Source organism: Deefgea salmonis (assembly GCF_020531905.1).
GTDB lineage: Bacteria > Pseudomonadota > Gammaproteobacteria > Burkholderiales > Chitinibacteraceae > Deefgea > Deefgea salmonis.
The window spans coordinates 131,041-143,158 of sequence record NZ_JAJAWG010000005.1; the positions used below are offsets into that span (position 1 = coordinate 131,041).

9 protein-coding genes are annotated in these 12,118 nt (G+C 49.8%); 3 read left to right on the forward strand and 6 right to left on the reverse strand.

Annotation, left to right across the window (positions count from 1 at the left end):
* The first annotated feature begins 94 nt into the window (after positions 1–94).
* Entirely contained in the window at positions 95–1,405 is a 1,311-nt protein-coding gene (gene argA, locus LG219_RS09810; protein ID WP_226764309.1) for an amino-acid N-acetyltransferase, read from the forward strand.
* A 90-nt stretch (positions 1,406–1,495) separates the two neighbouring features.
* The gene (locus tag LG219_RS09815; RefSeq protein WP_226764310.1) at positions 1,496–4,312 is read left to right on the forward strand and encodes an EAL domain-containing protein; all 2,817 of its coding nucleotides are present in this window, start codon (positions 1,496–1,498) and stop codon (positions 4,310–4,312) included.
* A 343-nt stretch (positions 4,313–4,655) separates the two neighbouring features.
* Here the strand turns inward: LG219_RS09815 and LG219_RS15430 are convergent, their stop codons facing one another.
* From LG219_RS15430 to LG219_RS09850, 6 genes are all read right to left on the reverse strand, one after another.
* The gene (locus LG219_RS15430) at positions 4,656–5,606 is read right to left on the reverse strand and encodes a septal ring lytic transglycosylase RlpA family protein (RefSeq protein WP_284691675.1); all 951 of its coding nucleotides are present in this window, start codon (positions 5,604–5,606) and stop codon (positions 4,656–4,658) included.
* Between the two features lies 1 nt (position 5,607).
* Complete coding sequence (rodA, locus tag LG219_RS09830; protein WP_226764311.1) at positions 5,608–6,720, reverse strand: rod shape-determining protein RodA; 1,113 nt, start codon at positions 6,718–6,720, stop codon at positions 5,608–5,610.
* Positions 6,713–8,629 carry a penicillin-binding protein 2 gene (gene mrdA, locus LG219_RS09835; RefSeq protein WP_226764312.1) on the reverse strand — a complete coding sequence of 639 codons (1,917 nt, stop codon included), beginning with the start codon at positions 8,627–8,629 and terminating at the stop codon, positions 6,713–6,715. Before mrdA ends, rodA begins: the two co-directional genes overlap by 8 nt.
* A gap of 108 nt (positions 8,630–8,737) precedes the next feature.
* The gene (mreD, locus tag LG219_RS09840; protein WP_226764313.1) at positions 8,738–9,244 is read right to left on the reverse strand and encodes a rod shape-determining protein MreD; all 507 of its coding nucleotides are present in this window, start codon (positions 9,242–9,244) and stop codon (positions 8,738–8,740) included.
* Positions 9,245–9,297: 53 nt separating this feature from the next.
* The gene (gene mreC / locus LG219_RS09845) at positions 9,298–10,182 is read right to left on the reverse strand and encodes a rod shape-determining protein MreC (RefSeq protein ID WP_226764314.1); all 885 of its coding nucleotides are present in this window, start codon (positions 10,180–10,182) and stop codon (positions 9,298–9,300) included.
* Positions 10,183–10,304: 122 nt separating this feature from the next.
* Positions 10,305–11,351, reverse strand: coding sequence for a rod shape-determining protein (locus LG219_RS09850; RefSeq protein WP_173532505.1), 1,047 nt, complete (start codon positions 11,349–11,351; stop codon positions 10,305–10,307).
* A gap of 395 nt (positions 11,352–11,746) precedes the next feature.
* Here LG219_RS09850 and gatC point away from each other — a divergent pair, with 395 nt between their 5' ends.
* Positions 11,747–12,034: an Asp-tRNA(Asn)/Glu-tRNA(Gln) amidotransferase subunit GatC gene (gene gatC, locus LG219_RS09855; RefSeq protein ID WP_226764315.1), complete on the forward strand. Its 288-nt coding sequence runs from the start codon at positions 11,747–11,749 to the stop codon at positions 12,032–12,034.
* The last annotated feature ends 84 nt before the right edge of the window (positions 12,035–12,118 follow it).

A 12,118-nucleotide genomic window follows, 5' to 3' on the forward strand; every position in this document is an offset into this window, starting at 1 on the left:
TAGGGAGTAGGGAATGGGGATTAAGGGCGGGTGAGTTGGATGTTTTTGACTTTACTCCCTATTCCCCACTCCCTGATTTTAAAAGGTTGAGTTGATGCAAGATTTTGTTCAGTGGTTCCGTCAAGCTGCGCCGTATATCCACGCCTTTCGTGGTCGCACCTTTGTGATTGCCTTAGGGGGTGAAGTGGTTCGTGATGGCAAGTTTGCCACGCTCACGCATGACATTAATTTGCTCACTAGCCTTGGGGTACGTTTAATTGTGGTGCACGGGGCGCGCCCGCAAATTGAGGCGCGACTGGCCGAGCGCGGTTTGGAAGGGCGTTATTTAAACGGTATTCGGGTGACCGATCAGCCATCACTGGAATGCGTGATTCAAGCGGCAGGCCATGTACGGGTAGAAATCGAATCTTGGCTCTCGATGGGGCTACCTAATTCGCCGATGGCCAACGCCGATATTCGGGTTTCGGCGGGTAATTTTATTACCGCCCAACCGATGGGTGTGCGTGATGGCGTGGATCTGCAATACACCGGTGAAGTGCGTAAAGTCGATACCACGGCGATTAATTACCGTATGGACGATGGCGAGTTGGTGCTGATTTCCACCATCGGCTATTCGCCAACTGGCGAGATTTTTAATCTGACTTTAGAAGACGTGGCGACCTCGACGGCGATTGCTTTAAAAGCCGATAAATTGCTGTTTTTATTTGGCCAAGATGGGGTAATGAATGATGCCGGTGAATTACAAACTGAATTGACCGCTTTGGCGGCCGAACACTTTTTGGCCGAGCACCCGGATGCCAACGATGATGTGTCTTTGTATCTACCGTGTGCGATTCGCTCGGTGCGCAATGGCGTGCAGCGGGCGCATTTGATTAGCAATAATGTCGACGGCAGTTTGTTGATGGAATTGTTTACCCACGATGGCATTGGCACGATGATTTCGCGTGAGCCACTGGAAACCTTGCGCCAAGCCACGATTGACGATATCGGTCGAATGCTGGCGCTGATCGAGCCGCTGGAAGATCAAGGGGTGCTGGTGAAACGCGGCCGTGAATTACTTGAGCGCGAAGTGCATCGCTATTCGGTGCTCGAGCATGATGGCAAAACCATCGGTATTGTCGCGATTCACCCTTTCCCGAATAGCAAAATGGCCGAGTTGGCTTGCCTCGTGATTCATCCGGATTATCGTGATGAAGATCGCGGTGCGGATTTATTGCGCCACGTTGAGCAACAAGCCCGCGGCTTGGGTATTGAAAAGCTATTTGCTTTAACCACCCGCACCAGCCATTGGTTTGTCGAGCGTGGATTTAAGCAAGCGTCGGTGGAAGATTTGCCGATGGAGAAAAAAGAACTGTACAACTATCAACGGCGATCGAAGGTGTTTATTAAGGTGTTGCAGCGTTAATTGACGTGGCAGAGGGTGGATTGTGTCGCGTTTTGTTCGCTAATATGCGTTTTTACTTATATTGCATTTTGAGGGATAGTAAGCTTTAGCATGTCTTTATCTTCCCTTTCTTTGCGCTCTCGTTTTATTTTGGCCTGCATCGTGGTGCAAGCGCTATTATTGCTCGCATTATTATGTAATACCCACCGTATCTGGTCTGAGATGGCTCAGCAGCAAGAGGCTGCGCATATACAGGCACTATCTAGTTTATTGAATGCGGTTTTTTTACCCTCGATGATTGAAGGCGATCGGGTTAAAGCGGCCGAGGTGCTGAATCATCTTCAGTTGGCCGACGAAATCGATTATTTGGTGTTGCTCGATGAGCAGCAGCAAATGATTGCCGCCCGTGGTTGGGATATCGCCGAAAAACTACCGACAACTCGTCAGAATAATTCTTATTCATTGTGGGATCGCCCAACCGTACAGCATGCTCGAACGCCTTTTCTGGTGAACGGGGTGCAATTGGGAACGCTGAGCTTTGGGCTAAGCAATGCCAGTATTTATCGGAGTTTTCAAGCTTTAATTTGGCAAAATAGCCTGATTGTTGTGCTCGGTTTTATCGGTTTTATGGGGTTAATGCTGCTGGTGGGTTTGTGGATTTCTCGGCATTTATATCGTTTAATCCAAGCAACAGAAACGGCGGCAACAGGCTATTTTGAACCGGTCTTGGCTGCGCATGGTTCGGATGAAATGGCCAAAATTTCGCAGCGTTTTAATGATATGGCCCGCGCAATTAAAACGCATGTCATCGCTTTAAAAGACAGTGAAGCGCAATATCAAGCGATTGCCGACGCCAGCAACAGCGCCGAGTTGTGGATCAATCCGGCAGGGCAATTGGTGTGGGCCAATGCGATGGTCGTTCGCATTACCGGTTACTCAGTCAGTGAATGTTTGTTATTGCCCGGTTTTCCGTTAACCATTGCCACGCCAGAAGAACGCTTACGCGTTGAAGACACTTTTTTGCAGGCGGTCAATCATAAATCAACTGAGCAAGATTATGAGTTTCGCGCGATGCGGCGCGATGGCAGTTTATTTTGGGTTTCAGTGAGTTGGCAGCCGATGTTCGATGTAGAGCAACGCTATTTAGGACTCAGAATCAGCCTGCGCGACAATACCGAAATCAAAGATGAGCGTTTGGCGCTGCGCAAATCAGTGATTGAATTACGTCAGATTCAATCTTTGGGTAAAAGCTATTTGCAGCACGCCGAATCGGAGCGTGCGCGCATGTTGGCTTTATTGGCCGCGATGCGCTTTGGCGTATTGTTTGTGGATAATGACAATCGGATTGTGTTTTTTAACCCCGCTTTTTGTGAGGTTTGGGGGCTGTCATCGTCACAAGTGATGATCGGCCGTCCGATTGGGCAAATTTTGCAGCTGGCGGATAATCGACCAGCGCTCAGTGATGTGCTGTCTTGTTATTTAGAAGAACACACCTCGCTAGAAGATCGGGTTGATTTTGGTGAAATCACCCTCAATGATCGCCGTGTGATTGTGCAAAACTGCTACCGCGTCACCGATCCACAAGGCGTCACCAATGGCCGCATGTGGGTGTATGAAGATGTCACTCAACAGCGCTTAATCGCTGAGCGGATGGTGAACTTGGCCGAGCGTGACGCATTAACCGGTCTATTTAACCGCCATCGCTTTCAGCAAGAATTAGAACGCATGGTCAGCGAAGCGAATCGACGCGATCATCAAATGGCCTTGGTGTTTTTTGATTTAGACGAATTTAAACTGGTTAACGATAGCTTTGGCCATACCGTTGGCGATGAGTTGCTTAAAAATATTGCGCGCGAAGTCAATAAGCAAGTGCGCCGGCATGAAGTGTTTGCGCGTTTGGGCGGCGATGAATTTGCTGTTTTGCTACCGTCTTGCGACGAGTTTGAAGTCAGCAAATTGGCCGATCGGATTGTGCAAACCGTGATGCAAATTCAATTTTCCGCTGGCAATCATTTAATGCGCCCTTCGGCGTCGGTTGGCGTCGCGATTTATCCATTGCACGCTAACTCTGCCGATCAATTGGTGGCGCACGCCGATACGGCAATGTATCAAGCCAAGGCGGCAGGTAAAAATACGTGGCGAATTTATCGCCCAGACGCCGATCACTCACGCAATGAGTTAAGCCGATTATCGTGGAAAGAGCGCATTGTCGATGCCTTAGAAAACGATGGTTTTGAGCTGCATTACCAAGGTATTTATTACACCCACAATCGGCAACTGGCGCATTTAGAAGCCTTGGTACGCATGAAAGATCCCGACGTAGCAGGCGGTTGTATTATGCCGGGCAATTTTATTGGCCATGCGGAAAAAACCGGCAAAATCATCGATTTGGATCGCTGGGTGATTAAAGAAGTGATTCGATTATTAGCCCAATACCCAGATTGCCCGTCGATTGCGGTGAATGTGTCAGGGAGATCATTTGATGAGCCCGAATTACCGCTGTATATCGCCAGCTTACTTACGCAATACGCGGTGGATCCAAAGCGCTTATTGGTTGAATTAACCGAAACGTCAGCGGTATCGGATTTATCCGATGCGCAGCGCTTTATCGACGCGCTGCGCTCGACCGGTTGCGTGGTGTGTTTGGATGACTTTGGCGTAGGATTTGCGTCGTTTGCGTATTTGAAGCAGCTCAAAGCCGACGTGTTAAAAATTGACGGCTTGTTTATTCGCGATTTGCCCAATGATAGAGACAGCCAGATTTTTGTTCGCGGCATGGTGAGCATTGCGCATGATATGGGTAAAACGACGATTGCTGAATTTGTCGAAAGCGAAACGATTTTTAATATGTTGCTCGAGTTCGGGGTGGATCAGGTACAAGGATATTGGCTAGATCAACCGCAAAAAAACCATCCCGGACTTAAGTAGTATATCGCTGCAGGCGTTGATAATAAATATATGCAGCGATATACCGGTATTATTTTTCAGTTGTTCAAACCGATTGATGCCGTGCCGCGCTCGTTGGTCTGGGGCTTAAAAACCCGTCCAAGCGCACCGAGTGAGGAGGGAGACAAACAGATTTATCGTTTGGCTCACGATCGATCGAGGGCACAGCGGAGCTGGGCGCGCTCGGGTCGCCTTTCTTTTCCCCTCTTTTCTTTGGCGAGACAAAGAAAAGAGGGTCCCCGTCGCGGACTGCGACTGTAAACAATCGTGCCGCAGGCACTTAAAATCTGCAACTATGGGTTGCAGATCCATCCTCTTCGAACGTTTATTGGCTAATCACCGCTTGAATGTTTTTCTCACCGGTTACTCGGCTAATGGTATTCATCGCTTCGCTGCGGCTGGCAAAAGGGCCGAGTCGAACGCGGAAAAGGTTGCTGCTGCTGTGGATACTGAGTTTATCGCTGTCTTGATCGAGCTCTCTGGCAACGTGCGCTTTAAAGCTTTCGGCATTGCTTTGCGTCGAAAACGCCCCTAGTTGCACAAACACTTTGCCGTTGCTTTCGGCGACGGGGATGGGCCGTGGCTGATTACTAACCGGTGCCGGTGTGCTGTGAACGGCGACGTTGGCGTTGGCAATGATGTCGCTCGGCGCGTCGCTTGGCATCAGGCTTTCGACAATGACTTCGGCGCTGCCATTATTGGCGTAGCCCAAACGGCAAGCGGCCAAGAAAGACAAATCCATCACTCGGCCTTTATGAAATGGCCCACGATCATTCACCCGAACAATTACACTGCGGCCATTTTTAACATTGGTCACACGGGCGTAGCTGGGGATTGATAGCGTTGGATGCGCGGCGGTCATTTGAAACATATCGTAGGTTTCGCCGATGCTGGTTTTTTGCCCGTGAAATTTACGCCCATACCAACTGGCAATGCCTTGCTCTTTGTAGCCATCAATTTGGCTGTGTGGCGTGAACGACAGTCCTAACACGGTATATGGGCGATTAGCCCATTTATGCGGGGTTTCCCAGCGTGGGATTGGCTCGAGTATTTGATCCAGATTGGCCGGAAAATCCGCCATTGGGCCATCGTCTTTATAAAAAGCACCGTTGCCCGAGCTGGCCTTATAGCTGCAGCTATAAGGCGATGGCGTGCCGGTGATCGTTGTTGTCGTTGGCGGCGCGGGTTGTACCGGGGGCGGCTTGTGGGGCGTGCTGCTACAAGCTGCGAGAAATACACTGGCGCACACCAGCGTGGCCGAATTGCTGAGTTTCATATCAAGCCTTCATCAGTGGGCGATCGCGCTGGATGCTCATTAAAATACCAAAACCGGCCAGAATGGATACCATCGATGTACCGCCGTAGGAAATCAACGGTAAAGGCACGCCAACCACCGGTAATAGGCCCGTGACCATGCCCATATTCACCAGCGCATAAGTAAAGAAATTCATTGAAATTGCGCCCGCCAATAGGCGACCAAACAAGGTTGACGCACTATTGGCAATCATCAGGCCGCGGAAAATAACCGCCAAATACAGCAGCAATAACAGACCATTGCCCAACAAGCCAAATTCTTCACCATAAACGGCGAAAATAAAGTCGGTGGTGCGCTCGGGAATAAAATCTAAATGTGTTTGTGTGCCGGCCAGCCAGCCTTTGCCAAATAGGCCGCCCGAGCCAATGGCAATCGTGCCTTGAATAATGTGGTAGCCCGCGCCCAGTGGGTCTTCCATTGGGTTGAGCATGGTGGCAATCCGGCGACATTGGTATTCGTGCAAAATATTAATGCATAAATCCCAATGCGTGACGGTATAGGCGACAACGGCAATGCCAGCGCCCATTACCGCCAAAACGGCCCAAGGTAAACCGGCAAAAAATAAGATATAAAAGCCCGATGAGGCCACCAGCAAACTGGTGCCCAAATCAGGCTGCTTCATAATTAACAGTACCGGAACGATAATAATGAATGCGCCAGCGACAAAGTGTCGCTTGCCCAAACTGGCCTGAAAATGATTGAAATACCACGCTACCATCAGCGGCAAGGCAATCCGCATGATTTCTGATGGCTGAATCCGGGTAACCCCAATATTGAGCCAGCGGGTTGCACCATGGCTGGTAATCCCAAAAAACTCGACCAAAATCAGCAAAATCACGCCGCCAACATAGGCGGGTAATGCCAGCTGCATTAAGGTTCTTTGCTGAATATTGGCAACAAACCACAAGATACCGAGCGAGATACCCATAAAAACAACTTTATCGGTGACGCGCTCTAAGTCGCGATTAGAGGCGGAATACAGCACCCCCGCCGAAACGGCAAACACCAACAAAATTAAAATAAATAGCGCAGGATCAATTGGGCGCTTGATACGATCCCAGATATAGCTAATCACCGGTAATTTCCTCGACGATGGCGGTTGCAGCCGATGCCGGCTTGCTCGGTGGATCTTCAGGCATCTTGCCCGTGAGGTAATAATCGAGCACTTTGCGCGCAATCGGCGCGGCGGCTTGTGCGCCAAAACCCCCATTTTCAACAATCACGGCGAGCGCAATCGTCGGTTTGTTGGATGGGGCAAAAGCAATAAACCACGAGTGATCGCGTAAACGTTCTTTGACTGAATGCGCGTTATATTTAGCGCCTTTTAAGCTATACACCTGTGCCGTACCGGTTTTGCCGGCCGAAACATATTGCGCGCCGCGAAACACATTGGCCCCAGTACCAATGGTCATCACGCCTTCCATACCACGGATGACGCGTTCGATATTTTCGGGTTTCCAGTCCATGGCTTTGAGTGGCTTGGGTTCAACCAAGGTTTTTTCGCCGCTGCGTGGATCGGTTAATGTGGCAACAACGTGCGGACGAAACGCTAAGCCGCGATTGGCCAATGTGGCGGTGGCATGCGCCATTTGCATGGGGGTAAAGGCGTTATAACCTTGGCCAATGCCGATGGAGACGGTTTCGCCGGAGTACCATTTTTGCTGTGCTGGATTCTTAAAACGGGATTTTTTCCACTCAGGGCTCGGCAAAATACCCGGACGCTCGCCGGGTAAATCAACCCCAGTTGGGCGGCCAAAATCTAAGGTCGACATAAATTTGGCGATATTGTCGATGCCCATTTGTACGGCCAGTTGGTAAAAGTAAGTATCACTCGATAGCGCAATCGAGCGATCAAAACTCATCGAGCCATAACCGCCTTTTTTCGAGTCGTTAAAACGATGTCCGCCGTAAACAAAATAACCGGGGTCAGAAATCGTTTGATGCACTAATGGCAGGTTTTGTTCAAGCGCCGCCATGGCCATAAATGGCTTGTAGGTTGATCCGGGCGGATATTCGCCGCGAATGGCGCGATTGAGTAAGGGCTTATCAATCGACGTATTGAGTTCATTCCAGCTCACCGGATCAATGCCATCGACAAATAAATTGGGGTCAAAGCCTGGTTTGGACACCAGCGCCAAAATGCCGCCGGTTTGCGGATCAATCGCCACTAATGAACCACGGCGATCACCAAATTGTTTTTCGATCATTTCTTGCAGCTTAATATCAATCGACAAAGTTAAGTCTTTGCCCGACTGCGGTGCGGTACGTTTGAGGGTGCGCACGGCACGGCCACCAGAGTCGATTTCAACTTGTTCAAAACCGGTTTGGCCATGCAATTGTTTTTCATAGCTGCTTTCTACGCCGAGCTTACCGATGTAATCGGTGCCGCGATAATTGGCATACACCTCATCTTCTTTGAGGTCTTTAATGTCGCGGTCATTAATGCGGCCGATATAGCCGATTAAATGGCTGCCCACCTCACCCAAGGGATATTGGCGAAATAAACGTGCTTTGAGCTCAACGCCGGGAAATAAATAGCTTTGCGCGGCAAAGCGCGCCACCTCTTCGTCGCTTAAGCGCGTGCGAATCGGCAAGGTTTCAAAATCTTTGGTTTCGTCTTGCAGCTTTTTAAAGCGCCGACGATCGCGTGGCGTAATGTCGACAATGCCTTTTAAGCTGGCAATGGTTTCATCTAAATTGGCGACTTTGGACGGAGTGATTTCTAGCGTATACGCCGAAAAATTATGCGCCAGAATCACGCCATTGCGATCACGAATAATGCCGCGTGAGGGCGGTATGGGGACTAAAGAAATGCGATTTTGTTCGGCTAACGTCAGGTAGCGGTCGTGCTCAACCACTTGCAACCAAAAAAATCGCGCAAACAAGATGCCGAACATGGCAAAAATAAACAGCACGGCGACAATCAAGCGGATTTGAAAAGCAAAACGCTCGCCTTTGGGATTTAAAACAACATTCTTACTCATGGCAAATACCATTGCGGCTTGCCAAACAACCACGACCGATTATTGGCGAAATAGCGAAAAAATAACAGACAGACTGTGCCGGCCAAAAATGAGAGCAATCATGCAAACTCATAATTCGTTGGGCGCGTCTTTGCGTTGGTATATCAGCATCAAATTTGAAAAAGGTGGCCATAAAAAGGCGGCAAATAAACTGCCAGCAAAATAGCCCCAACCGACAAAAGGCTCGCCCATGATGCTGCGAATACACACCATAATGGCCTGCGAAAGTAGCAACAGTGCACAGGCGATTAAAGCCTGCTGCCAAAAGGGAAAAATCGCCAATTGCCGCTGCCGCACCAAGGCCAAATAAGCAATGATGGAATACGCCAGTGCGTGTTGCCCCAGAATATTGCCGTTGGCGACATCCATTAGCACGCCCAAAAAGAAAGCGCAGGCCACACCGACTCGGCGCGGTTGATTGAGGGCCCAATAAATAATTAATAAGGCAACAAAATCAGGTGAAAAATTCATCGCTGTGGCTTGCCACGGCAGTAAATTAATTAAAATCGCCACGACAAAAGAAAAGAAAATAAAGCCCACGCCAGCAGGGCGTAGTAATTGGCGGCTAATTGGCATGGCTCAAGCTCCGGCCGTGCGCGCTGATCGCGCTAAAGGAATAAAAATACACATTATTTAGTCTTGGCCTTCGGCGCAGAAGCTTCTGTTGGGTAAGGCGGTGGCGCAGCGGGCGCATCCAAAATTAAGAAATAACGATGTTGGTCAATCTTGGCCAAAGGTTCGCTATAAATGCGCGCAAAGGCATTGCCGGTGGTGCGCTCAACTCGGGTCACTCGCGCGACTGGTAAGCCGGCAGGGTAAATACTATCAATGCCTGAAGTGAGCAATTGGTCGCCCACTTGCACGTCAACATTTTGCGCCATATTGCGGACTTCAAGCGGCGCATGGCGACCGGTGCCATACACCACTGTGCGCAATTGATTGCGCGCCACGATCACCGGCACCATATGATTGCGATCCGATAACAGCCGCACTTCACTGGTGAGGGGTTGCACGCGAACAATTTGCCCAACGACGCCGCTGGCGTCGAGCACGATTTGCCCGGCACTAATTTGATTTTGCTGGCCTTTATCAAGGACTAATTTCGCCGCAAAAGGATCGCGGCTATTGTAGAGAATTTTGGTGAGCTGCGAGCGGCGCGGGGTGCTTTCGCTGGCAATACTCAGTGAGCGTAAATTGGCGTTTTCAATTTCTAAAGCTTGTAAGCGCATCGCCATGCCTTTGGCGGCGAGCTTATCGTTATTGAGCGCTTTGTTTTCGCTGACCAATTGGGCTTGTTGCTGCAGAAAATCACCACCTTCAATCACCGCATTGATTGGCGTGGTGGCCAGCCATTGCAAGGGGTAAAGCGCCAAAGACAGCTTATCGCGAGCGTGACCCAACCATTGATAGTTGGCGTCGCCGAAAATCAGCGCCAGCGAGAGTGCAGAAAAAATCAAAACACGCGTCAGCGGTTTCGGGCCTTGTTTAAAAAAGGCGGGTTGATTAGCTTGCATTGGATCTGCGAAGTAGTGAAGGTGTGAGGATGGCGAAGGTGTAAAAGCCGATACGAATGCCTAAACCAGCAAAGGCTTGGCATACGCCAAGCCCTATTTGCTTTACCTTACCGCCAATCTAATCAGTCATTAGCAAAAATGCCGATGCCGCCTTTATCGAGCTTTTCAAGCGCTTTACCTGAACCGCGTACCACGCAAGTGAGTGGGTCTTCGGCCACAATCACCGGTAGGCCGGTTTCTTCCATCAGTAAGCGATCCAAATCACGCAATAATGCGCCACCGCCAGTCAGTACCATGCCTTTTTCGGCAATATCAGCACCGAGTTCTGGTGGCGTTTGTTCGAGCGCTTGTTTGACTGCCGAAACGATTTGATTGAGTGGGTCAGTCAACGCTTCGAGAATTTCATTGCTCGAAATCGTGAACGAGCGTGGAATGCCTTCGGCCAAATTGCGACCTTTCACTTCCATCTCACGCACTTCGGCGCCCGGGAAGGCCGAACCGATGCGTTTTTTGATTTCTTCGGCGGTGGTTTCACCGATCAACATGCCGTAGTTACGACGGATGTAGTTGATGATTGACTCATCAAATTTATCGCCGCCCACACGCACGCTAGAAGCGTAAACGATACCGCCCAGTGAAATCACGCCGACTTCGGTTGTACCACCGCCGATATCGACCACCATTGAGCCAGTGGCTTCTTCAACCGGCAAGCCTGCGCCAATCGCTGCGGCCATTGGTTCTTCGATCAATTCGACTTTGCGCGCACCAGCGCCTAAAGCCGATTCACGAATCGCACGGCGCTCAACTTGCGTCGAGCCGCAAGGAACGCAAATCACGATGCGCGGTGGCGAGCTAAACATGCGGCTTGGGTTCACTTTTTTAATGAACTGCTTGAGCATTTGTTCGGTGATGGTGAAGTCAGCAATTACGCCGTCTTTCATTGGGCGCACAGCATTGATATTGCCGGGTGTGCGGCCAAGCATTTTTTTGGCTTCTGTACCGACCGATAAAATGGTTTTCTTGCCTGAAGGGCCGCCTTCTTGTTGAATGGCGACGACCGACGGTTCGTCCAATACAATCCCTTTACCTTGCATATAAATCAAGGTGTTAGCTGTACCCAAGTCGATGGCGATGTCGTTGGCAAAGTAGCCAGAGAGAAGTCCAAACATTAATAATCCCGCAATGATGTTGTGTGATGGCAAGCCAAACTTCAGTTCAGCCCACTGTAAATTGGGCGAATGCTCGTATTATGCTGTATTGCAAGGAATCAAGCTCCGCATTTATTTTTAATTTCGCGTCCACTGTAAATGCTACCGCGAGCCTTCGCCGTAGGTGGGAGAAACAAACCCGATATGATACCCTATTGCGTTGTTGTTTAAGTAGCTTTAACGCGGTAAATACGACCACGTCACGATTAAAGTACGCAGTACTTGGTCAGCAAAGTGATACCGTGGTTTCAGGATGAAAAAACGCGGTAAATATGAGCCACGTTACGATTAAAGTTGTTGTGTTGATCAACACGACTGCGCCGCTATTTAGGACGTATCTACAGGGAAATACCAATATGTCGCTATCTATAGACGATGTACAGCGCATTGCGCGTCTGGCACGGATTGCCGTGACCGAAAATGAAGTGATTGAGAGTCATAAACAACTCAATCAACTATTTAGTTTGATTGAAGAAATGCGCAGCATCGACACCACCGGCATTGAGCCCATGCCACACCCACAAGACATGCTACTGCGCTTGCGTGACGATGTGGCGACAGCGACTAATCGCCGCGAAGCGTTTCAGGCGATTGCCCCTGCGGTTGAAAACGGCCTTTATCTGGTTCCGAAAGTCATTGAATAAGGAATTAGGGTCGGGGAGTAGGGAGTTGGGAGTGGGGAGTAAAACCTGCTGCTTTGACGCCCTACGCCCTATGCCCTACGCACA